The sequence below is a fragment of the Micromonospora sp. NBC_00330 genome, assembly GCF_036136635.1.
GTDB lineage: Bacteria > Actinomycetota > Actinomycetes > Mycobacteriales > Micromonosporaceae > Micromonospora > Micromonospora salmantinae.
Genome location: NZ_CP108012.1, coordinates 989,679 through 1,012,681, shown reverse-complemented (window position 1 = coordinate 1,012,681; position 23,003 = coordinate 989,679). Strand labels below are relative to the sequence as shown.

Sequence of the window (23,003 nt, the reverse complement as noted above, 5' to 3'; positions counted from 1 at the left end):
CCGCTGCTCCCAACCTGCTCCCCCAAATGGGCTCGTGCCGGACCGTTGGCCGGTAATCGTCACCGCAAATGCACCGAGCATGCTCTCTATCAGGGTGCTATGCACGACTAGCCTACGGTTACTGGAGCCGCCTTCGTGACTGCCGGTGCTTAAGGGCCCCTCGGCGCATCCATGGCCTCCTCCGACCCGAGGAAGACACAGGACAGAAGCCGTGACGCCGGCTATTTCAACAGTTGATCCAGCGCGCTGGGCGCAGTCGGGAGCCGTTGATGGAGCCTACGACGAGGCCGTCGTCGGCGATTCCCCAGCCGAAGGGGTCTCGGACACCGGGGATGGCGCCGCCCAGGGCGACGAGCCGGTCGCCGTGGTCGACGGCTCGGTCGCCGAGCACTGCGCCTCGACTGTTGACGTCCTGCGTTGATACCAGCGCCGGGTTCACGGCGGACGCCACGCCAGTCCGCAGGTCCCAGCGCACCAGGGCGCTGTCCCCGCCCTCACTGCCGGTGCCGATGCTACCGACTGCCCAGGCCCCCCGGGCCGCGGCGATCCCCGACCACCGGGCCCCGGGGGCGGTGAGCCGGTCGGTCCTTGCGTCGGGATGGCGTACCCAACCGAAGCTGCCGGCGGTGCCGATGATGGTGCCGTCGTCGAGGATCTCCCTCGCGCTGGCGTAAAACGGGGCGTCGATCACCTCGACGGTGCCCGGCCGGTCGGCGGGCCAGAGCAGCGGCAGGGTCGACTCGGTCTCTTCAACGGCGCCCAGGCCAACGATGTCGCCGCGTGAGTTGAGCCCCAGCGCCAAGGTGTTGGAGACAGTCGGCAGGACGGGTAACCAATCCAGGCGCCCGTTGCGGTAGCGCCAGGGGCGGTAGACGTTGCCGTCGAAGACACTGCCGACGGCAACGCCGTACCGATTGATGTCCTCGACTTGCAGCGGCGCTCCTATGGTGACGACGGTGAGGCGGGGTTCGTCCCACACCCCCGGCCTGGGTCGGCGCGGCGTTCCGGCCCAGAGCAGCAGTAGCGGCTGCGAATCGGCGTCATCGGTTCGGTAGCCGATACCGGCGATGAACCGACCAGTCGGGTCGACCGTCAGAGCTCTACCGTTCATGTCCGCTGGTAAGGGCAGTGGTCGTAGCGCGCAGACCGGAACGGGCCGGCGCTTCGGCTCGGCCGTGGCAACGCCGGGCAGGCCCAGCGTTGCGGTGAGGGCAACAGCGGTCAGACTGACCAAGAAGCCGTTCCGAACAGTCCGGGCCATCTCTACTCCCAGTGACGTACGGTGGTGGTGTGCTTACCGAAGCACGTCGATGTCACCATCGGAAGAGCTGCCTACGGCTAGGCGGCGCTGATTCCCGACACCGCACAGCCGCGCCGTTGCGGAAGCCGCCCTTGCATCAGGCTGTTGGGGTGGTGAGTCCGCAGTGAGGGGATCGGCAGGCGCCCCCCGCCCTATCCGATCCTCGAGTAGCAGGACGTGTGCCCGCCCGAGTTGGCTGCGCCCCACGCTATCGGCGGCAGATCCGGATGCCGCAGCGCACGCGTCTGCGACGGCAGGCGGCTCATCCTCTGGCACGGCGAGGACGTGCCGCCCGGCGACGACCCGGCCGGGGCGATGACGTCGTCGCTGCGGATGGTGCCGCTCTCGACGGTCACCGAGGTCGGCTGCCGGATCTGAACGGGACAGCCTTCGCTCCTCGACCATGAGCGGACGCCCCCGTACAACATGCGGAGCCACACCCGAGATCGGCGCGAGCGCGTGGGCGGCCAACCACTCGCGGTCTTTCGCGGTGGCCGACCGCTTGCCGAACCGGTCCGCTCGGCCCGGCGGTCGTCCGCAGCGCGAACCCTGCACGCCGGGCTGTAAATCGCTATTCGGGGGCGGCTTGCATGGCGAGGCGGTCTTGCAGGCGTGCGTGCCGGAACTGGTATCGCGGGCCGACGGTGCGCAGGACATGTCTGGCCCGGGCGTCTTCGAGGAAGTGCATCATCCGCAGCGGACCATCGCCCTGAACGCGCAGCCAGACGAACACGAGGAGCGCCCGCCATACCCGAGACACCGTGACACCAAATCCCAGGCCGAACGCCAGATTGAAGGCGATTCCGCGCGCCGAGGGCACTCCGGCGGAGAGGACAAGGATGCCGCCCAGTCCGAGCACCGCACCGATCAGCAAGCCGCAGCCGAGATCACGCTTCCAACAGGTCCACGGATCTACGGTGCTCCGGTCGGTGCCGGTAGGCCAGGCTCCGGCATGAACAAGCATCAGTGCCAGGGCGAAGGCCACGCTAACCACCAGCGTGTGGATCGGACTGGGCGCGTCTTCTCCGGGCTCGGGAAAGTAGGTGAACCGCAGCCGTATGAGCGCGAACTCCGCACCGGCCAGCATCAACCACCCCAGGACAGCACTCGGGGCGGCCAGCGAGCGCAGCCGGTTGAAGGCCCACGCGCGAGGCTCGTCGGAGGTGCTACCGAACATCAGGTCGCCGCCCTGATGCGTGAGTAGCCCAGCAGGCATGCCAATGAGGAGCCCGAAGACGATGCCCGACGCGATGGGGGCGGTGGCTTCATCGCCGGTCACGAGGAGCAACCCCGAGACGATGGTGCCGATCACCCCTGAGACGGTGAACGTCATGACGAGCTGGACGAAGGAGGGTAGCCAACGGGAAACGCGCCACCAGGCCACGTCGCGATCGTCGGTCTCGTCGAGCCGCCAGGCGAGCCGGCCGAGCCAACGGCGTGCCTGGTCGACCGTGTAACGCGGCAGTGGGCCGTCGGTGTTGGGATGCTGGCCGTAGGCGTTGAGCAGAATGGTATCGAGCAGGTACTCCTCGGCCGCTTTGCGGCTACGCCGACGGCGTGGATTGAGCAGCTCGCCGAGCCGATCCTCGCGCCCCTGCAGGTCGCGAACCAGGCTGAGCATAAAGGGGTTCTCCAGTGCCTTGATGAAGCCGTCGCGAGATCCGCCGCGCAGGCGCCGAAGCAGGCGTCCCCAGGTGGGTGTCGGCGTGCCGGGGAAGCACTCCAGATAATCGGCGGCCTGCGCCGCCGTGGGAGGCATGAGCTCAAGGGTTGCCGCTCCGATCAACAGGCCCTGCCGAGCAGCGGCGTCGCCCATCTCGTCGCCGCGGCTGAGTAGCACCATGCGCTGCGCTGTCAGCGCGTTCAGCTTCTGCAGGACCGCTGGACGCAACCGCGGCGGTACCGCATCGAGGCTGTCAAGGACGAAGGAAACGCGGCCAGCGGCCAGCATCTCGCGGACGACGCCCGGCCCGAAGTCCGTTGATCGCAGGAAGGAATAGGTGTGCAGCAGCTGGGACGTGGCCCAGGAAAGGAAATCCAGCTGGCCCGGATTCCAGTCGTGGAGCTGCAGCATCACCGGCACGGGCGTGCGGGCCTGGTCGACCGGATCGAGCGAGCGGCGGTGGTTCAGTGCGCTGAGCACCAGCTGCAGCGCAGCGCTGGTCTTGCCCGCCCCGGCGTCGCCGAGCAACACCACCCGCCCGGACGCCACACCGCCGTACACCTGGATTAGATCCGCCAGACTTCCGCTGTCAATCTCACCCAGACCGATTGTGCTCATCCCCGGCAGCGAAGCCGCCCGATGTTCCGTCCACGTCGGATTGACGGCTGCGTCCCGCGATGCGCCAAGGTCGCGCTCGGACCACTCCCAGCGAAGCGGTATGGGTGGCAGGACACGCAACCCCCGCTGTTCCAGATCAGACTCGACTCCCCCACGGATTTGATCGGCCAACCGGTCGACGACGCGATCGATCAACTCTGGCGCAGGGTCCGGCCGGTGCACGAACCTGCGCCACAGCATGGGAATGGCCGTCACGGCTACCGTCAGCAGCGCCGTGAGGGTCTGGACGGGTCCGACATGCTCAGGATGCTCAGCCAACATGACATACCCGGCGGCGATGATGCCTGCTATCCCAAGGAAAACGATCAGCAGCAGACCCCTGCGGGCATTGATCACAGTGAGTAGACTACCCGGCTCCCGGCCTGACCGGGTCCCGGCCGGTCGCCGCGAAGTCGCGGTCTCACACCGCTCCTGCGATCCCGGCGCCCTGCGGTGAAACAGGACGCCTGACCCGCTTTGACCTGAAGCGGACGTGGAGCCGCGGGTAGGGGCGGGTGCCGTTGAGGAATGTTCGACACCGTTGGATGCGGTTCAAGGACGTTCAGTGCACCCTGCTTTCTCCAGCCGGCGCTCCCCCGGCCCCGCTCGCTGCTTGTGTGCTCGCGGTCGAACGCCATCCGCTCATCGGCATGAGCCAAGGTCATCCGGCTGGGTGACCGAAAGCGCCATGCCGATATCTTCGGGCACTCCGAAGAGGTCTCCAGACTGAAGGGCCTGGTCACGGCGCTGCCCGTGGGATCGGCGTCTCAGATAACGGAACCGTGGCGGACTCCAGCAGGTTCGCCTGCGACGCTCGCCGCGTGCGGTGCATTCGGAGCGCGTTCCCCCGACACCGCACGCGGCTACTAGGGTCTGTCTCGCTAACGGGGACCTCTCTGCTGCCGGCGGGTTGACAAGAGAGGTGTGCGCCACGGCCTGACCCACCTCGCCGCCAAAGGGCCGCCGCGCCGCCGAACTCCAGGCCAAGTCCCGCCACCGGCACCTCGCCACGCTTTGGCATCTACGTCCGGCTGGGCGAGGAGACCTGCGCCCGCATCACCGCCGAGAACGACGAGCACCACCGCCGACACCGGCGTTGATCTCGCACCCCACCTACCGGGATCACGGAAACGGCGAGGCAGCTCCCGGCGGCCCGCCGCCTTCAGTCAATCGCCCAGGTGCGGGCCTAGATCAACTGCTCAGCGTTATCTGGTCTGGAAACTACAACCGTCCATCGCGGACCGAGACCTCGTCCGGAGTAGGTCGGGCCCGCCGCAATCTCCTGATCCGCCCCAGACGCCGGCGGCAGCGGGCGCTCGCAGGTGCGGGTTGAGCAGGAGTTTCAAGGTTCTCTACAACTTTGCTGCGGGTCCGTCCGAGACGGTTGACCCGGTAGCGAGCCCATCGGGGCCGCCGAATTGAGAGGAGTCCTCCCTTGTACAAGAAGATCGAGTCTCTGGGCAGCAACCTGTTGGCCAGATTCGTTCCTCGGGTGGAAGCGGCTGCGGCGACGTGCTCGTCGGGCTACAGCGAGAAGTACTTCCCGAGCTGCTACCAGTGCCCCGGCGGGGCCGCGTGCATGGCGTGCTGCCGGACCGGCTCCGGCTGCAACAAGGTCACGGTCTGCTTCGTCTGACGCACGCTCGAGGCACCGGCCGGCGGAAGGGCAGCAGTGCCCTCCCGCCGGCCGGGCGGCACCACCGCAACGGGAGGGAGTTCGCAGTGCAGTACCTCGCCACCGGCATCCGCTGCCTGATGATGACCGTGTTCCTGGGCGCCGTCGTCGGCAAGGTGGCCACCCGCGCCAGCTTCAAACTGTTCGTGACGTCGGTACGCGAGATGCGGCTGCTGCCGGAAACCCTGGCCCGGCCGGCTGCCCTGCTGGTGGTCGCGACCGAGTCCGCCGTCTGTGCGCTGCTCGCGTTTCCGTTCCGGGCAGCGGTTTCGGTTGGATTCGCGGTGGCGACGGCGCTGTTGGCCGTCTTCACGGTGGGTGTCCTACTCGTCAGCCGTCGCCAGGTGCGTGTTTCGTGCCGATGCTTCGGCGCGTCCAGCACACCCCTGAGTGCACGTCACGTGTTCCGCAATGCGCTGCTGGTCGCCTTGGCGGCGGTGGCGGCGGTGGCGGTTGCGGCCGGCTGGGCCGACGGGCCAACCGACCCCGGTGGGTCCGTGCTGGCGGTCTGCGCCGGGACCCTGCTCGGCCTGTTGATCGTCAGCCTAGACAACATCGTCGACCTGTTCCGAACCGAACCGAAGACTCCCGGGGTCACCCGGGAGCGCAGATGAGACTGAGGAGACTTCGATGCTCTACCTGATGGCAGCCGTGATCATGGTCGGGATGGTGTGCGTACTCGATCTGGTGCTCACTCTTGGTGTCATCAAGCGGCTACGGGAGCACAGCGAGATACTCGCCGGTGGCGAAAGCCTGCCGCACGGGTTGAAGGCCGGCGACCAGGTCGGTGCATTCTCGACAGTGGACGTCGAGGGAGACAGGCTCGACGGCGACAATTTTCTCGCAGGCACCCTCGTCGGTTTCTTCTCTGTGGGGTGCCAGCCCTGCCGGACCATGCTGCCCCAGTTCGTCGAACGGGCCCGCACCATGCCCGGCGGAATGGACCGGGTGGTGGCGGTCGTGGCCGGAGCAGCCGCGGACGCGGCGGATTTCGTCGCCGCGCTTCGACCCGTGGCACGGGTGGTGCTCGAGGGTTACGACGGTGAGCTCAGCACGGCGTTCAAGGTGAAGGGGTACCCGTCCGTGCTGATGGTCGCCCCTGGGCCCGACGGCCGACTTCTGGTCACCGCCGACACGGTAGACCTGAATCAGGCTGTGCTGGCCGCGGCGGCATGAGCGGCCGGGCAGGAGATGCGGGCGGGGGTGGTACGGCCGATGCCGAGGTGTCCTTCCGCCTGCCGACCGGCATCGGGGCACAGACGAGACTGATCCTGGCCGCGGGCGTCCTCGCGGTTCGCGCGGCACCCCGGGCGCTCGCCTGCTATCTGGTCCTGACCGCGCTGGGTGCCCTGTTCCCGGTGGCGACCGCCTGGCTGATGAAGGTACTCCTGGACGACCTGGCCGGGCTGCGCGCAGGAGGCGGCACCGGCTCGGTGACGACGGCCGCGCTCGGCGTCGCGGTGACCGGGGTGGCGGTTAGCCTGCTTCCGCACGTCACCCAGTACCTGCGGGCGGAGATGGATCGGGCGGTGGGCCTGCTCGCCCAGGACCGGCTCTACGCCGCTGTGGAGCGTTTCGTGGGATTGGGCCGCTTCGAGGAGCCGCGCTTCCTGAACCGGCTTCGACTGGCACAGATGACTGCGGGGGCGATGCCGAACCAGGTCGTCGACGGACTGCTGGGCGTCATCCGAAGTGTGGTCATGATGTCAGGCTTTCTGGGCTCGCTGCTTCTCGTGGACCCGTCGCTCGCGCTGCTGGTGTTCGGCGCCGGCCTACCAGCCCTCGGCGCCGAGATAGCACTCTCCCGGATGCGGGCCAGAATGTTCTGGCAGATCGGCCCCGCGGAGCGCCGGGAGATGTTCTACAGCCAACTGCTCTCCAACGCGGCGGCCGCAAAGGAGGTCCGGCTCTTCGGCACCGGACCCTTCCTACGCGGACTCATGCTCGCCGAGCGGCGTGTCGCCAACTCGGCCAAGCGCGCGGTGGACCGCCGGGAGGCCATCGTCCAGTCGGCGCTCGGACTGACCGCGGGACTCGCCGCCGGGGCGGGAATGCTCTGGGCGGTCGACGCGGCCGTCCGCGGAGAGCTGTCGATCGGGGACATCACCCTGTTCGTCACCGCCATCGTCGGCGTGCAGGGCGCACTGGCGGCCCTCGCCGGTGAGTTGGCTCGTACGCATCAGGCCATGCTCATGTTCGAACATCACCGTGCGGTGGTCGACGCCCCTGCCGACCTCCCGGTCCTGCCGGCTGCCGCACCGGTGCCGCCGCTGACGGGCGCGATCGAGCTGCGTGACGTGTGGTTCCGCTACTCCGATGAGCACCCGTGGATCCTGCGCGGCGTCAGTCTGCGGATCCCGTACGGCCAGACGCTCGCGGTGGTCGGGCTCAACGGCGCGGGCAAGTCCACGATCGCCAAGTTATTGTGCCGGCTCTACGACCCCAACCGCGGCGCGGTGCTCTGGGACGGGATCGACATTCGCGACGTGGACGTGACCGCCTTGCGGCGGCGGATCGCCGCAGTATTCCAGGACTACATGGAGTACGACCTGTCGGCCGCGCAGAACATCGCGCTCGGCGACATCGACACCCTCCACGACCGGGCCCGCCTGGTGGCAGCCGCCCGGCGGGCCGGGATCCACGACCTGCTCGACACCCTGCCACGAGGCTACGACACCCTGCTCTCCCGGAGCTTCTTCGGTACGACCGACGACCGGGAGGACCCCACGGTGGGCGTTGTGCTCTCCGGCGGACAGTGGCAACGCCTCGCCCTGGCCCGGGCCCTGGTGCGCGACCAGTGCGACCTGATGATCCTCGACGAGCCGAGCGCCGGACTCGACGCCGAGGCCGAGGCCGAGCTGCACCGTTCGCTGCAGCGGTATCGCGCCGGACGGACGAGCCTGCTTGTGTCGCACCGGCTAGGCGCGGTGCGCGACGCCGACTGGATCGTCGTGTTGGCGGACGGGAAGCTGGTGGAGGACGGCGACCACAGCTCCCTGATGGCGGCTCGCGGTGCCTATGCCCGGCTCTTTTCCCTACAGGCGGCGGGATACCAGTTGCCAGCGGGCGGGCGCGAACAGTCCGACGATCATCAGGGTCCGCCGGCCGAACGTCTGCTGACCACGGTTCCCCTGCAATGAGCACGCCGATGCTCGGGCCCGCGTCGTTGTCCCGGTCTGTCCGCCGGACGGATCTTTTGAGGGCGCGCCGGATCCACCTGGTGACAGAGGTCGTGCTATGGACCGTGGGCACCGGGCTGCTCTGGGGTGTCGCACCGCCCAGGCAGACCGGTGCGGTGCTGGTGCTCGCGACTCTGGTCCGCGCGGCGGTGGAGATGTCCCGGTTTACCAGACGATTCGTCGCGGTGACGGTTCGTGGGCGGAGCATGGAACCGGCCTTCCGGGAGGGGGACCGGGTTCTGGTCCGCCGCGACAGTGGGCCCCGAGCCGGCGACGTGGTGGTGCTCCGGCACCCGCCGGCCGGCTCGGATGCCGCGACCACGCCCTCCTGGATTATCAAGCGGGTGGCGGCCACACCAGGCCAGCCCGTGCCACTCGCGACCGTACGGCCGGGTACCAGGGTGCCCGCCGGTCGGCTCGTCCTGCTGGGGGACAACCGAGGTGCCAGCACCGATTCGCGGCACGTCGGCTACTACCGCAGCGATGACCTGCTCGGCACCGTGGTCCGCCGCCTGAGCACCGCGAATCGCGCCGGTGAGCGGGTGGCACCAGAGATCACGCGCGACTGACCCCGTACCCTTCGCCAGCGCGATGCGCGGCTCACCATCGACACGGGCGGACTCCACCAGGGGTAGTAGTAGGTCTGCTTCGCGACGCTTACTCACGATCGAAGGCATATGAATCGCCCCGGGTTCTGTGGAGACCTCAGCTGTCGACTCCTACCACCTCGCGGGGCTGGGGTTGAGCGTAGAACATCGATTCGTATTCGGTGGGTGGGACGTGCCCGATGGGCGGAGTGCAGGCGCTGGTTGTTGTACCAGTCGACCCACTCGGCGGTTGCTAGTTCGACTTGGGCGAGACTGCGCCAAAGCTAGGCCCGCCATGCGAGGCAGCCCCCCAGCGTCGCCGATGGAATCCTCCGACAGAGCCCCAACGACATCGATCGCCGCAACGGCCGCCCCTGCTCCCGCTAGACCGGACGCCTGGGCACGCTTCCGAGCCTGCGGAAGTTCGGCGCGCAAAAATCGATCCAGATCAGGGGAATCGCCGCGACCGGCCAACTGGAGCAGGACCCAGCTGGGTGAGCCGTCGCTAAGACGGAACCCTGGGGACCCGGCTGAGGTATCGAGTTCAGTTCGGTGGGCGTCGTTCACCGGCCGTCGAGTTGCTCGCGTACCAGAGCGGCGATGCGGGAGAGCGCGGCGCCGAGGTGGCGTTGCTGTGCAGCGCTGAGTGGGTCGAACACCAGTTGCCTGACCCGCTCGACGTGAGCCGGGGCACTGTCCTCGACTTTATGCAGTCCGGCGTCAGTCAGGGTCGCGAGGGTGTACCGGCCGTTGTTTGGGTCAGGGCACCGCGTGACCCACCCCTGCTGCTCGAAACGGACCATCAGCTTGGACAGCCGTGGTTGCGTGCTGTCGCACTGCGCGGCCAGGTCGCTGAGCCGCATCGTGTGCGTCTCGGTCATGGACAGCCGAGCCATCACGCTGTACTCGAAGTTCGAGATGCCCTCGTCCCGCTGCAACTGGCGGTCTAGCAGCGTGGGCAGCGCGATGACGACGGTGCGCAAGTCCTGCCACAGCTTTTGCTGCTCGTCGTCGAGCCATTGGGGGGTGCCGGTCATTCGCGCAGCTTACTTGACTGGGCAACCCTGGCACCCGGATGCCTTTCTGCTCAGAGGCAGGAACTGACCCGGCCGGCCTCTGTGATGCCGCACACCTTGACTTGCCTAGGCAAGTCAAACACACTCGTTCACAGTTGCCCAGGCAAGTGCGGAGGCGCTGCGGCGTCCGGAGATTCCCCGTTCGCCACGGATCCGACACCCCGAAACCATGAGGAGAGTGCAGTGAAGGCTATTCGCTACCACGAGTTCGGCAGCACCGAGGTTCTGCGCCAGGAGGAGGTGGAGCGTCCGGTCCCCGGCGTCGGCCAAGTGCTGGTGAAGGTGGTGGCCACCTCGTTCAACCCCGTCGACGACCACATCCGGCTGGGTGTCCTCGCTGAGATGATCCCCACCCCGCTGCCGATCACCCCCGGCCTCGACGTCGCGGGCACCATTGCCGAGCTCGGCGACGGAGTCAGCGGACTGCAGATCGGCGACCCGATCATCGCCATGTTCCCGCTGCACGAGCACGGCGGAGCCGCCGAGTACGCGGTCGTGGCGGCCGACCTGGTGACCGCCGCGCCCCGCAGCATCCCCCTGACCGACGCTGCCGCACTACCCCTGACCGGGCTGGCCGCTCGCCAAGCAGCCGTCGAGCTCGCCGGGATCAAGACCGGCCAGACCATTCTCGTCAACGGGGCAGGCGGTGCGGTGGGAAGCATCGTGGTCCAGCTCGCCGTCGAAGCCGGCGCGAAGGTGACCGCCGTCGACGGCCCGCAGCATGCCGACCGCCTGAACGGCTACGGTGCGGAGAAGGTCGTCGACCCGCTGGACCTCGACGCAGGCCCGGCCCCTGTCGGTGGCCCCTTCGACGTGGTGGTGAACCACGTACGCCTGGCTCCCGAGGACCTCGCGAAGCTGACCCCCTACGTGGCCGACGGCGGCATCGTCGTCAGCTCCGCCGGCCCGGTGCCGGCCGACGAGGCACGCTCGGTACGCACGGCCGGTGTGTGGGTCGGCCCCGACGCCTCCCACCTGGCCGACCTCGTCTCCCGCATCGACATCGGCGTACTCAAGCTGCACATCGCCGACCGCCGGTCGCTGGAGGAACTGCCGACCATCCACCAGGATGCAAGCAACGGCAAGCTGCTCGGCAAAACAGTCATCGTCGTCTGAGGCCACGCCACGTCCAGGTCCACCCACGAAGCCCCTCCTCGGCGGTGGACGTGGACGTATACGGAGCAGCTCGGCCGGCCGGTCGGAGCCGCGGCCAGCGGGCAACGTGGAGGGGTCCGATCGAACGCTGGCGGCAGCTCGCCATGCCAGGGTTACAACGCAGGCGTCTCAAGTGACGGCGGCGGGATGCCCTAAAGCGCTTTCGACCAGCAGGGCAACATCCTCGTCAAGACGAGCTCTGATGGCGGCAATTGAGTGCATCGACCAGAGCGCGGCATCGGACCGGCGTCACCCCTGCTCAAGGAACAGGCGTAACAGCTCGCGGTGCCTGGAACTGCCGGCATCGCCCGTGCCAACCCTGCCCCAGCCGAGCGGGTGCAAGGTACAAGCGCCAGGCACCCAGCGCCCGGTCGACGGTGGCCAACCTGACCACTACGATCATCGATCGACGGCCCGGATCGACCCGTCACGAGCTACGGAGGGCCCGGAGGAAGGATCCGTCCGGTGGACCTGGCGAGAGCGTGATCGGCGTGACGACGGTGCCTCGGACCGGTGTTAACGGGGCTCGGGCGACGCTGCGCAGCAGCATCGGTCACGCCCCCGTTCTGGCCAGCGTGATCGGCAGAGGCAACGTCCGACTGGGCCGCGGCCCATGCCTGAAAGGCGAGAAGACCATGGCACACATCAATCTCGGCGTCGACGAGACCCGGTTCCCCGGCATCACCGGCCTCATGCGGTACCGCCCGGAAACGTCCAAGCCGCTCAGCGAGCTGGCCGAGGTACTGCTGCGCGCCCCGCATTCGCTCCCGGCCGGCGAGCGCGAACTGATCGCCGCATACGTATCCGGGCTCAACGAGTGCACCTTCTGCTGCGCGTCGCATTCGGCCTCCGCCGCAGTGCAGCTCGAGCAGGGTATGACCCTCGTCGACCAGGTGCGCGCCGACCTCGATACCGCCCCGGTCCCGGCCAAGCTACGCGCGCTGCTGCGCATCGCGGGCGCGGTACAGGTCGACGGCCGCAGCGTCACCGCCGAGATGGTCGAGAACGCTCGCGCGGAAGGCGCCACCGACCTGGAGATTCACGACAGCGTCCTGATCGCCGCCGCGTTCTGCATGTACAACCGTTACGTCGATGGCCTCGGCGTCTTCGCGCCCGACGGGCAGGAGGCCTACACCGACTCCGCACGCCGGATCGTCAGGTTCGGCTACCGCCCGACGGGCGACCCGAGCCAACCGGATCACCGGCTGCCTGAGCACACACAAGCGTGATCCCGGCATCGACTCCTGTTTCCGGTTTCGACACGTACAGCACCGCGGCCGGGACAGTCGATCTGCAGGAGCGTCCAGCACGTGGCCGGGAGGTCAACCAATCCGGCGCGGGTTTCTGGTCGGGTGAAGCGCCTGGCAGGATCCGGGCATGATCGAAAGAATCGAGTCCTCCGTCCGCCGGTGAGCGTGACACCCGAGCCTGGACTGCTCGGACCCCACTTGTCGATATTCGATCATGCGTTGCGGATGCATCGCGAGGATCCCGACGCGCCTCTTCTCCGTGGCGGTGAGCCGTATCCGGATGAGGGACAGCACCGAGGTCGGAAGTCCCGTCCTCGAGAGCCGGAGGATCGGCGCCGCGGCGGTGCTGATGTCGCCGACGGCCTCACCGACCCGCTCAACGAGTGGCTGGCATCCGCGTTCACCCCGGACCACCTCGACCAAACGATCACCGCCATGTGCGACGCCCAACCAACGGACCAACTGAGGCCACATACCGCCGCAGCACAGACCACGATCGCAGCCTGCGACGCAAAAATCGCCCAGTACCGGGCCGCCCTCGACGCCGGCGCAGACCCCGCACTAGTCACCGGCTGGATCACCCAAACCCAGGCCGAACGGACACAAGCCGAAGCCGATCTTCAAACGACCCAGCAGACACAGCCACGCCGGATGAGCCACTCCCAGATCGCCGACCTAGTCCGAGCGCTCGGCGACATCGTCGCCGTGCTGCGCGACGCCGACCCCGACGACACAGCCGAGGTCCACCGGCAACTCGGACTGCGACTCACCTACCAGACCGAAACGCAAACGGTGCGCGCTGCAATCGATCTCAGCGCACACCGTGGGCAAATCATTTGTGTCCGAGGGGCGACACGACCCATTGCCCCACCGCCGATGACGCTCAGCGCAACTCTGAAGCTCACGCAAGTCTAGCTGTGGTGGTGACCTCTTCGGCTCCGCCGAAGAGGTCACCACGCAAGAAGCCCTGGGCAGAAGGTTGCTGGTAACTTGAGTCGCGGCTTCCGGGATCCATACTGACAGCAGCACGGATGCCCAGGGTGGTACGTCGATGGGACCGGCTCTGTTCAGGGGCCTGAGGACTCTACAACGACAGCCGGCACCGGCCAGGCGGGGAACAACGAAGGCCGACCTCCTCGATCTTCTCCAGGAGCTCACGCCGGACGATATCCGGCCGATCACCTACCGTCGCTCCGCTACTGCCGTTTTCAGATATTCATCTAGCTGCTGATAGCCGTTACATGACGAGGCCTCCGGTAGAGGTTATTCGACCAAGAAGAACCTAAATGCCAGAACCTTGTGGGAACCGTAGCGGTGACGGAGTGGTTCGACGCGACCGAAGTTCAGTGGGCGGTGCAGGCGCCGCTGCTGCCTGTGGGCAAGCGGCCGGGCCGACGTCGCGGTGGAGCAAGCGGCAGCTCATCGACGGCATCCGGTGACGGGTGGGAGTCGGTGCGCCGTGGCGGGACGTTCCGATGTTTTACGGCTCCTGAGGGGCGGTGTGGGCGCTGTTTCGACGCTGACAGCGGGCCAGGTTCTGGTAACAGAGCCATCGACGACCGGTGGCACTCGTTCTCGGCAAGACAGCGCCGCCGGATCGGTCGGTCACGCTCGCTGGCCACGACGGGTCCAAGGTAGGTCGCCGGTGCGGCACGGGTCGGGAGATGGCGCCGTACTACGCCTAATCACCAGCTCAGGCACGAGCAGCTGGCGTCTCGACGTCGAGCTACCCCCGGGCTGCTCAAGTTGGGACAGCAGCAGCCCCAGGCTGAGCCGACCCAGCTCGGCGAAATCCTGGCACACGGTGGTCAGCGGCGGCAGGTAATGCGCGCCATCGAGCCCGCCGTCGAAACCCACCACGCTGACGTCCTCGGGGACCCGCCGACCGGCCTCGTGCAGGGCCCGCAACACGCCGAGAGCCAGCTGGTCACTGGCGCAGAAGACGGCCGTCACGCATGGATCGGCCGCCAGCCGCTGGCCCTGCTCGTACCCCGCCCGGGCGCTCCAGTCTCCGGACAGCACGGCGGGGATCGGCAGACCCGCCTCCTGCAACGCCTCACGCCAGCCACGCAACCGCTCGCTGGCCTCCGGCCAGTCGTCCGGACCGGCCACGTGGTGGACGGTACGGTGCCCCAGGTCGAGCAGGTACCGGGTGGCCAACCGAGCCCCGGCGACGTTGTCGATCCGCGCACTCGGCACCGCATCGATGCTGCCTCCGCCGACGGTCACGCAGGCGATCTCCGGCGACACCTCGGCCAACGCGCCAGCCATCGCCGACTTCGGGGCGATAGCGATGACCCCCTCCACCGACTGCTGGCACAACCAGTCGACCGCGTCGAGCACCGACCAGCGGTCCAGATGACGGACGCTGGCAACGCTCACGAAGTAACCCGCCGCCCGGGCCGCCCCCTCAATCGCGTACAACATCGACGTCGGCCCGAACAACGGGCTCTCGTAACCAATGATCCCCAACGTCCCCGAGCGCCGTGTGACCAACGCACGAGCAGCAGGGTTCCGGCGATAGTTCAACTTCCGCATCGCATCCAACACCCGTCGCCGAGTTGCGGCCGACACGTGTGGCTGCCGGTTGATCACCCGGGAGACCGTCTGTGAGGACACCCCCGCCAGCTTGGCGACATCACGCATGACGGGCCGCGCGAGCCACGTCGTACGGGTCGAGGCATCGTCCGGCCACCGGCCGCCCACCACCTCGGGGCTGTTCATCTCACCCACAACCCGCACCTCCCCCACTTTCAGTCATCCACGGTCCAGCTCCGGAGGATGGCCGCCGAGAAGGTCTCGGCAAGCTCGCCGCCGCCCCGGTTCCGGCGCAGGCCGGCACGCGGGGCGGCGGGTTCCACGCCACGGTCCTTTCAACAGAACCCACAGTCAGTGCAGGGACGCCGTCAGACGGGTCGGCGGGTGAAGCGCTGGTTGGGGTTGCCGGAGTAGGCGTACTGGGAGATGCGGGCGCCGTCGGCGGTCGAGCGCTCCCACACGTCCAAGGCAAGGCCGGACTGCCGATTGGTGAGGCTGACCACGCCGCCCTGGTCGGCGATGCGCCACTGCTGGCTGGCGGCGTTGGTGTCGGGCTGCTGAGTGATGTCGGCGCCGCTGGTGTTGTTGGCGACCTGGAGGACCAGGCCGCTGTGGCGGGCCCTGATGCGGACATAGCCGCCGCCGGCGTCGAGGAACGTGAACTGCTGGTGCTGGCCGCCGTTGCTCGACCACTGGGCGAGGCTGGCACCGACGGCCGTGGAGGCGCCGGTGATCTCGGCGACCTTGCCGCTGTGCTGGGCCACGAGGTTGTAGTAGGTCGTGGTTGGCGGCGGCTGGGTCGAGCCGGGGACGAACTCCCATCTCGTGGTGGATGACGTCGCGTCGGCGGTGAGGCGGTCGCGGGCGGTGGTGTCGGCGTACAGGCTCCACCGCATCCAGTCGACGGAGGTTCGCATTGACAGGGCGTTGCCGAAGAAGTTGCCGTGGTCGCCCCCGAGGAAGGTGAGGAATGCCTTGGTCGCGGGCAGCTCCGAATATGCCTGGCGCGCCGACGAGTACGGGCAGGTCGGGTCGCGGTCGCCGTGGATGAACAACACGTTGGCGCCGACGGCGCCGCTCGGGTTGCCCATGTCCACGCAGGACATCGGGATCGCGGCCTTGATCCGGGGGTCGGGGAACGCGGTGAGCATCGCGTGGGTGGTCATTCCGCCCATCGAGTGACCGGACATGCCGACGCCGACGGTGGTGTCGATGTGGCCGGCCAACGGGTCGTTGGCGGTGTTCAGGGCCAGGGTCCGGGTGATGGCTTCGGAGTTGTCCCTGGGCAGTTCGCCGTTGTAGGTGTCACCGATGCCGACGCCGGGCACGCTGACGGCGGGGACGATGAAGCCGGCCGCGGCCAGCGGGCGGATGACTGCCAGGGCGCCCTGCGGGGTGCCGCCGAGGCCGTGTTGATAGGCGCACAGGGGGAAGACACCCGGGGCGACGGGGGCGTTGTTGATGGGATTGCCGCCGGGGGTGCCGGCGGCGGGGTAATACACGAAGGTGGTGATCCGGCGGGCGCCCCGCGTCCAGTTGAACTGGCGCACGCCCACGGCGAACGGCGTGGTCGGCGCGGCCCGCAGCGGTCGGACTGGGTCGGCGTTTGCCGGCCAGGTACCGAAGATGGATCCCGCGCCCACGGTCGCCGCTCCGGCAACGCCCAGCCTGAGGAAATTGCGTCTCTGCATGAATATCGCTCCTTACGATGTGTTCGACCAGGTATGACGTCCCGTGGACCGAATGCCGCGCCGTTCGGCATCCGGTCCGGCATTGCCGGCGAGTTACTGCCGGGTCCACTTCTGGTTGCTGCCGCCGGCGCAGTCCCAGATCTGCACGCGCGTGCCGTTGGCCGTGGCGGCACCGTTGACGTCCAGGCACTTGTTGGCGCCCACCGCGGTCACCGTGGCGTCGGCGTTGAGCCGGAATTGCTGATTGGGCTGGCCGTTGCAGTCCCAGATCTCGACCGCCGTGCCGTTGGCCGTGCCTCGGTTGTACACATCGAGGCACTTGGTGCCGTTGTAGACCCGCAGCTCGCCCGCCGACGTCTGGGTGAATCGCTGGTTCGCGCCACCGTTGCAGTCCCAGATCTCGGCCAACGCACCGTTGACCTGCGACGCACCGGTGATGTCCAGACACCGGCCCGACCCCTGCCCCCGCAACCCGAAACTGGCGCCCGGGTTGGTGGTGCCGCCGCCGGTCACGATGTACATCGCGGCGCCGTGTGCCGGCACCGAGGTGCTGATGGTGCCGCTGGTGGTGGTGCTCGTGTGCGCCCATAGGTCGCGCACCGAGTAGCTCGACGCGGCGCCGAGCCCGATCTGGGAGGCGGAGGTGGAGATGGTGGCGGCGCTGGAGGCGCGGTTGAGCAACACGACGGCCATTGACCCGTTGGACATCGGCTTGGTCCAGATCTCGGAGTTGCCGTTGTCGACGATCCGGTTGCCCTGCCGGCCGCCCCAGTCCTGGTTGACGGCGATGACCTCGGTGTTGGTCAGGATCGACCGGGTGGTTGCGCTCATGGTGCGCAGGTCGTTGCCGGCGAGAAGTGGCGCGTTGAGCAGTGCCCAGAGGCTGAAGTGGGCGCGCGACTCCGTGTCGGACAGGCCGTTGCCGACCTCGAGCATGTCCGGGTCGTTCCAGGCACCTGGCTTCGATGCGCCGGCGTAGCCGGGCTGGGAGTCGAGGATTCCCATCACCGAATTCCAGTTGCCCTGGATGTCGCCGGTGGTGCGCCACGAGTTGCCGGTCGCGGCTCCCCACTGCGCGACGTTGTCCTGGCCCCAGTTGCACAGCGCGAACAGGATCGGCCGGCCCGAGCGGGCCAGCGCGTCACGCATGGCGGTGTAGCGCTGCTGTCCGCTCAGGCCGCCGTGGTCACCGCAGTTGTCGTACTTGAGGTAGTCGATCCCCCAGGACGCCCAGGTGTTGGCGTCGCGTTGCTCGTTGCCGAGGCTGGCGGGGTATCCGGCGCAGGTCGTGGTGCCGGCCGAGGAGTAGATGCCAAGCTTGAGGCCCTTGCCGTGGACGTAGTCGGCGAGGGCCTTCATCCCGTTGGGGAACTTGGTGCGGTCGGGCACCAGGTTGCCGTTGCCGTCGCGGCTGCGCTCGGACCAGCAGTCGTCGATGTTGACGTACGAATATCCCGCGGCGGCCATGCCGCTGGACACCATGACGTCGGCGGTCTGCCGGATCAGGCTGTCGGTGACGTTGCAGCCGAAGCTGTTCCAGTCGTTCCAACCCAGCTGCGGGGTGCGGGCGAGCCCGTTGTCCAAGGCCTGAGCCGGCGCGGCGAACGCCAGGACCACGGGCACGGCAGCGGCGACCAGTGCCGCGGTGAGCGCGATGCGGAACGGTTTGCGCACGTCGTTCTCCTTCGGGGGTAGGAGGGGTGAGAGTCGCGCTCTGGGCGTAGATGGCGGTGGTTCGGAGCCCGCCGCCGCCGACGGCGGGCTCCTCTCCTCCGCAGATGCCGGAGCATCTGAGCCGGGTGGCCGCTGCCCGCACCGAGTGAGATGCCGGGAGCGAACCGCGACTGGTCCTTGCGCGGTGCTATTCGCCGGATGGGGCGGTCAACGTCGTGCCCAACCGTGCCGGGGTTCCGAAGTTGGGTGTGCCGTCGGCGTTCCAGGTGAACTTCTGGGCGCGGGTGGAGCGGTTCATGTCGCACCCGCCGGAGGCGGAGTCGTTGGCGTGGTAGACGATCCAGTCCTCCGTGCCGTCTGGCGACTTGAAGAACCCGTTGTGGCCGGGCGCGAACACACCGTTTGAGTCGCTGCGCTGGAAGACCGGGGTGGACTTCTTCGTCCAGTGCGCCGGGTTCAACGGATCGGTGCCGGTCAGGGTGAGCAACCCGAGCTTGTAGTCCGGACCCCAGCACGCGGAGGCCGAGTAGACGACCATCACCTTGCCGTTGTGATACAGCGGTTCGGGTCCTTCGTTGACCGCCCCGCTCTGCCGTTCCCAGGACAGCGTCGGCGAGGAGAGCCTCGACCGTGAGCCCTGCAGGGTCCAGGGGTTGGACAGCCGCTGAATGGAGTTGCTCTGCCCGGCGCCATCGCCGCCGTAGGTTGCCATCAGATAGAGGCTGCTGCCGACCTTCAGCACGCTCGCGTCGAGGGACCAGTCGCCGCCGAGGTCGGCTTTGAAGGTGTACGGGCCCATCGGGTCGGTGCCGGCGGATTCGAGGACGTGCAGCCGTTGGGTGGGGTTGTAGTCGGGGACGTTCCGGCCGGCGGTGTAGTAGAAGTACCAGCGGTTGCCGTTCGGACCGTTGATCAGGTGGAACTCCGGCGCCCACATGTTGCAGCAGCCGTTGGCCCGCCCGGCCAGGTTGAAGATGACCTGGTCGGGTGCGCTGGCCAAGCCGCCCAGCGTCGTCGATCGGCGCATGGTGATGGTGGAGTTCCACGTCGTGGTGGCCAGGTAGTAGTACCCGTTGTGGTACTGCAGCCACGGGTCCGGGCCGTTGCGCTTGATCGGGTTGGTGAAGGTTCGGGTGCCACCACCGCCGAGGGCGACGAGCTGCCACTGCTGGTTCGCGCCGTCGAGGTCCTGGTACTGCGAAACTTTCGCCCCGTCGGCGGTGGACCACTCCCACACCTCGAGGGCCTTGCCGCTGTTGCGGTTGATCAGCCGCACCTGACCGCCGGCCGAGTCGGCGAGCCGGAACTGCTGCCGGGAGTCGTTGCGGTCGGCGTTCTGCACCAGCTGAACGCCGTCGGCGGTGGTCGGCAGGTCCAGCACTTTGCCGCTGTGCACGGACTGCAGCCGGTACCAACCGCTGCCGGAGTCAAGGAACCGCCACTGCTGCCAGGCGCCGTCGTTGCGGGTGTACTGGTTGATCGCTGCGCCGTCGGTGGTGGCCAGGTTGTAGACGTCGAGGGCCTTGCCGCTGTTGCGGTTGACCAGCACGTACGACACGTTCGGTTGCACCGTGGCAGCCTCGGCGGCTGGGGTGGCGATCGCCGTGCCCGCCGCGGCGAGCATCGTCACCACCCCGGTGACCAGGATTCTGCGCATCGTCGGATCTCCTTTCCGGTCAGTAGACGAACGGCCAACCTGCGGCGTCGTACCCGAGCAGGTTGATGCCCAGCAGCGAGGCGCCGTTGTTGGCGTAGTAGTGGTAGACGAGGACGTCGGCGTCGGTGTCGGTGAACACCGCCTGGTGACCGGGTCCGTGGATGTTTCCGTGCCCTGCCAGCACCTGGGTTCCACCGCCGGCGGTCATCGCCTTGCCGCTGCGGTCGAGATACGGTCCGGTGATCGAGGTCGACCGGCCCACCATGACCCGGTACGTGCTCGCGGCACCCTGGCAGCATCGGTCGAACGACACCCACAGGTAGTAGTAGTTGCCGTGCCGCGCGATCTCCGGGGCTTCGATCGCGCCCCCGTTGCGGCCGGCGATGCTGTGCACTGTCGCATCGGAGCGTTTCCCCGTGGACGGGTTCAGCGCCACCATCTTGATGCCGGACCAGAACGATCCGAAGCTGAGCCACCACTTGCCGGACGCGTCGACGACCAGGTTGGGGTCGATGGCGTTGAAGTTGTCGGACGTGCGCGACTCGATCACCAGGCCCTGGTTGGTCCAGCTGCCGGAGGTGCCGGTGGTGCTCGTGGCCAGGAAGATCGCGGACCGGTTGGAGCCGAACGTCGAGGCGGAGTAGTACAGCCAGTACCGGCCGTCACGGTAGGTCAGGTCCGGTGCCCACAGATTTCGGCTACCGCCGGTGTACGTCGTGGTCCACGACGCGCCGTTGGGGAACACCGCACCGGCGTTGCGGAAGGCGGTCCGATCAGTGGAGGTCTTCAGGGCGATGTTGTTGCCGGTGTGGGCCAGCAGGTAGCCGCCACCCGGGCGGGCCACGACCGTCGGGTCGTGCACACCGATGTCACCGGTGACCGTGCCCGGATTCGGGTAGGACGCGGGCGGCGTCGTGGGCGTTGCTGCCGCCTGCGGCGCCGCATCGAGCGTCGCGGCGGACGAGGGTTGCGTCGCCGCGGCCCCGCCGGCGGCCAGAGCAACGACGGACAGCGACAGCACCGCCAGACGGCGGAGGGTGGGTGTTTTCTGTACGGACGAAACCGAAGTTGTCACGACAGGTCCTTAGATCGGGCGCCGGGCAGCCCGATCGCGGGCAGTGTCGGCGCGGTGTGTCACACGCCAGTCGGCGCGGTTGTGGAACCCCATGAGCGTTCGTCGATGGGTGTGGTTCGATTTCCGGGATGGAGGTCGGCAGCGACCGCCGGCCACCTCTCTCCGTCAGACGCGGGTCCAGCGTTGGTTGGCCGCGCCGGAGCAGGTCCACAGGACCAGAGGGCTGTTGTTGGTTGTTGCGGCCTGATTGACGTCGATGCACTTGCCCGACTGTCCTCCTCGTATGGTGCCGTCGGCTTGGATCGTCCACTGCTGGTTGGCGCCCGCGCCGCAGGTCCAGAGGATGACCCTGGTGCCATTCGCGGTGCCGTTGCTCTCGGCGTCGAGGCACTTGCCGCCGATGCGGAGCTGACCCGACGCCGCGGTGACGACCTGCGTGATGCCGCCGTTGCAATCCCAGATGACCGCTTGGGCGCCGTCGGTCGGCGCACCGCCGAGCACGTCCAGGCAGCGACCGGATCCCGCACCGCGCAGGCTGAAGGAGGTCGTGGGTGTCGACGAACCGGTCCGGACCCGGTACATGACCACGCCGTGCGGCGGAACGGTCGCGCTGATCGCCGCAGAGGTGTTCCGGGACGCCTTCGTCCAGACGTCGGCCAGGGTATAGCTACCGGCCGTTGGCATGCCGATCTCGGCGGCGGAGGTGGACACCGTCGCGGTGTTGCCCGAGCGGTTCAACAGGGCGACCGCGCCGGAGCCGTCACTGAGGGTCTTGGCCCATACTTCGGTCTCGCCGAAGTCGCGGACCCGCTGGGCCTGGCGTCCGGCGCTGTCCTGGTTGATCGCCAACACGTCGGGGTTGGTCAGTACGTCACGGACATCGGCGGACATCGTGGTGATGTCGTTGCCGGCGATCAGCGGTGCGGCCATGATCGCCCACATGCTGAAGTGGGCACGGTTTTCGGTGGGCGTGAACGTGCCGCGAACACCGACCTCGAGCATGTCGGGGTCGTTCCAGTGCTGCGGGCCGGCCCAGGCAGCCAGGGGCGCCTGGACATCGAGGATCTCGGTGACGCCCATGAAGCAGTCGGCCCGACAGCCGGTGCTCCACCGATCGGTGATGTCCTCGGTGGTGCGCCACATGTCCGCCACCGGGCTCCAGTTGTAGGACGGACCGGTGTTGGAGTGCGCGCTGTTGGAGTTGATCGAGTAGACGATCGGCCGTCCCGTGGCGCGCAGAGCGTCGCGCATCTTCGTGAAGCCCGCGATTTGATCGTTCAGGCTGCCCCAGGGCGAGCACCAGTCGTACTTGAGAAAGTCGACGCCCCACGACGCGAACGTGTTGGCGTCCTGCTGCTCGTGATTCAGGGCGCCGGTGGCCCCACCGATGGCGTTGAAGTACTGGGCGCAGGTCTCCTCACGAGGCGCCTGATAGATGCCGAACTTGAGCCCCTTGGAGTGGATGTAGTCGCCGAGCGCCCTCATGCCGGACGGGAATCGCGCCGGATCGGAGCGCAGGTTGCCGGCCGCGTCCCTGGTCGTCGCCTGCCAGCAGTCGTCGACCACCACGTACTGGTAGCCGGCCGCGCGCATGCCGGAGTTGACCATGGCGTCCGCCGCGCCGCGTATCTTGGCTTCGTTGATGTTGCACCCGAAGGTGTTCCAGCTGTTCCACCCCAGAGGTGGGCGCACGGCCGGGCTGCCGGGCGCCGCGGAGGCGGGCGGGAGGGGGGCGAGCACGGCGCCCACCGCGACGGTGGCGGTAGCGGCCAGGACTGCCAGCGGCGTTCGCATTCGTGATCTCACAGGTGCCTCTGCCTTCGGGA

General features: G+C 68.1%; 17 protein-coding genes and 2 pseudogenes. 8 read left to right on the top strand and 11 right to left on the bottom strand.

Translation table 11 applies throughout. The features are described 5' to 3' along the window. Positions 1-226 precede the first annotated feature (226 nt). The gene (locus OG598_RS04555; protein ID WP_328653158.1) at positions 227-1,111 is read right to left on the bottom strand and encodes a hypothetical protein; all 885 of its coding nucleotides are present in this window, start codon (positions 1,109-1,111) and stop codon (positions 227-229) included. A gap of 760 nt (positions 1,112-1,871) precedes the next feature. Further along, the gene (locus tag OG598_RS04550) at positions 1,872-3,977 is read right to left on the bottom strand and encodes a hypothetical protein (RefSeq protein ID WP_328653157.1); all 2,106 of its coding nucleotides are present in this window, start codon (positions 3,975-3,977) and stop codon (positions 1,872-1,874) included. Positions 3,978-5,055: 1,078 nt separating this feature from the next. Here OG598_RS04550 and OG598_RS04545 point away from each other — a divergent pair. The 5 genes from OG598_RS04545 to OG598_RS04525 all read left to right on the top strand — a co-directional run bounded on the left by OG598_RS04545 (position 5,056) and on the right by OG598_RS04525 (position 9,043). Beyond that, positions 5,056-5,256, top strand: coding sequence for a hypothetical protein (locus OG598_RS04545; protein ID WP_328653156.1), 201 nt, complete (start codon positions 5,056-5,058; stop codon positions 5,254-5,256). A gap of 86 nt (positions 5,257-5,342) precedes the next feature. Next, a complete protein-coding gene (locus tag OG598_RS04540; protein ID WP_328653155.1) occupies positions 5,343-5,909 on the top strand; it encodes a MauE/DoxX family redox-associated membrane protein in 567 nt (188 codons plus the stop codon). 16 nt (positions 5,910-5,925) lie between these two features. After that, positions 5,926-6,471, top strand: coding sequence for a hypothetical protein (locus OG598_RS04535; RefSeq protein ID WP_328653154.1), 546 nt, complete (start codon positions 5,926-5,928; stop codon positions 6,469-6,471). A 47-nt stretch (positions 6,472-6,518) separates the two neighbouring features. Then, positions 6,519-8,435 carry an ABC transporter ATP-binding protein gene (locus OG598_RS04530; protein WP_328653153.1) on the top strand — a complete coding sequence of 639 codons (1,917 nt, stop codon included), beginning with the start codon at positions 6,519-6,521 and terminating at the stop codon, positions 8,433-8,435. Positions 8,436-8,515: 80 nt separating this feature from the next. Then, positions 8,516-9,043, top strand: coding sequence for a S26 family signal peptidase (locus OG598_RS04525; protein ID WP_328653152.1), 528 nt, complete (start codon positions 8,516-8,518; stop codon positions 9,041-9,043). Positions 9,044-9,179: 136 nt separating this feature from the next. On the opposite strand, the pseudogene OG598_RS04520 reads toward OG598_RS04525, so the two are convergent. Both OG598_RS04520 and OG598_RS04515 read right to left on the bottom strand, forming a co-directional pair. Then, positions 9,180-9,342: pseudogene (locus OG598_RS04520) on the bottom strand (IS3 family transposase); the annotation flags it as partial. 282 nt (positions 9,343-9,624) lie between these two features. Beyond that, positions 9,625-10,098 carry a MarR family winged helix-turn-helix transcriptional regulator gene (locus OG598_RS04515; RefSeq protein ID WP_328653151.1) on the bottom strand — a complete coding sequence of 158 codons (474 nt, stop codon included), beginning with the start codon at positions 10,096-10,098 and terminating at the stop codon, positions 9,625-9,627. Between the two features lie 222 nt (positions 10,099-10,320). Between OG598_RS04515 and OG598_RS04510 the strand changes: the two genes are divergently transcribed. From OG598_RS04510 to OG598_RS04500, 3 genes are all read left to right on the top strand, one after another. Next, positions 10,321-11,253 carry an NADP-dependent oxidoreductase gene (locus tag OG598_RS04510; protein WP_328653150.1) on the top strand — a complete coding sequence of 311 codons (933 nt, stop codon included), beginning with the start codon at positions 10,321-10,323 and terminating at the stop codon, positions 11,251-11,253. 530 nt (positions 11,254-11,783) lie between these two features. Continuing rightward, positions 11,784-12,521, top strand: coding sequence for a carboxymuconolactone decarboxylase family protein (locus OG598_RS04505; protein WP_442931455.1), 738 nt, complete (start codon positions 11,784-11,786; stop codon positions 12,519-12,521). A 180-nt stretch (positions 12,522-12,701) separates the two neighbouring features. Next, positions 12,702-13,457 (top strand): hypothetical protein, encoded by a 756-nt coding sequence (locus OG598_RS04500; RefSeq protein ID WP_328653149.1) that lies wholly within the window; start codon positions 12,702-12,704, stop codon positions 13,455-13,457. A gap of 690 nt (positions 13,458-14,147) precedes the next feature. Here the strand turns inward: OG598_RS04500 and OG598_RS04495 are convergent. The 7 genes and pseudogenes from OG598_RS04495 to OG598_RS04470 form a co-directional block, all read right to left on the bottom strand. Further along, the gene (locus tag OG598_RS04495) at positions 14,148-14,924 is read right to left on the bottom strand and encodes a substrate-binding domain-containing protein (RefSeq protein ID WP_442931493.1); all 777 of its coding nucleotides are present in this window, start codon (positions 14,922-14,924) and stop codon (positions 14,148-14,150) included. Positions 14,925-15,113: 189 nt separating this feature from the next. Continuing rightward, a pseudogene (locus OG598_RS33520) lies at positions 15,114-15,188 on the bottom strand (LacI family DNA-binding transcriptional regulator); the annotation flags it as partial. A gap of 260 nt (positions 15,189-15,448) precedes the next feature. Further along, positions 15,449-16,771, bottom strand: coding sequence for an RICIN domain-containing protein (locus tag OG598_RS04490; RefSeq protein ID WP_328653148.1), 1,323 nt, complete (start codon positions 16,769-16,771; stop codon positions 15,449-15,451). 93 nt (positions 16,772-16,864) lie between these two features. Beyond that, positions 16,865-18,445: a ricin-type beta-trefoil lectin domain protein gene (locus OG598_RS04485; protein WP_328653147.1), complete on the bottom strand. Its 1,581-nt coding sequence runs from the start codon at positions 18,443-18,445 to the stop codon at positions 16,865-16,867. A 187-nt stretch (positions 18,446-18,632) separates the two neighbouring features. After that, the gene (locus tag OG598_RS04480) at positions 18,633-20,102 is read right to left on the bottom strand and encodes a family 43 glycosylhydrolase (protein WP_328653146.1); all 1,470 of its coding nucleotides are present in this window, start codon (positions 20,100-20,102) and stop codon (positions 18,633-18,635) included. Positions 20,103-20,121: 19 nt separating this feature from the next. After that, positions 20,122-21,177, bottom strand: coding sequence for an arabinan endo-1,5-alpha-L-arabinosidase (locus OG598_RS04475; RefSeq protein WP_328653145.1), 1,056 nt, complete (start codon positions 21,175-21,177; stop codon positions 20,122-20,124). Positions 21,178-21,342: 165 nt separating this feature from the next. Further along, the gene (locus OG598_RS04470) at positions 21,343-22,971 is read right to left on the bottom strand and encodes a glycoside hydrolase family 27 protein (protein WP_328653144.1); all 1,629 of its coding nucleotides are present in this window, start codon (positions 22,969-22,971) and stop codon (positions 21,343-21,345) included. Positions 22,972-23,003: the final 32 nt, after the last annotated feature.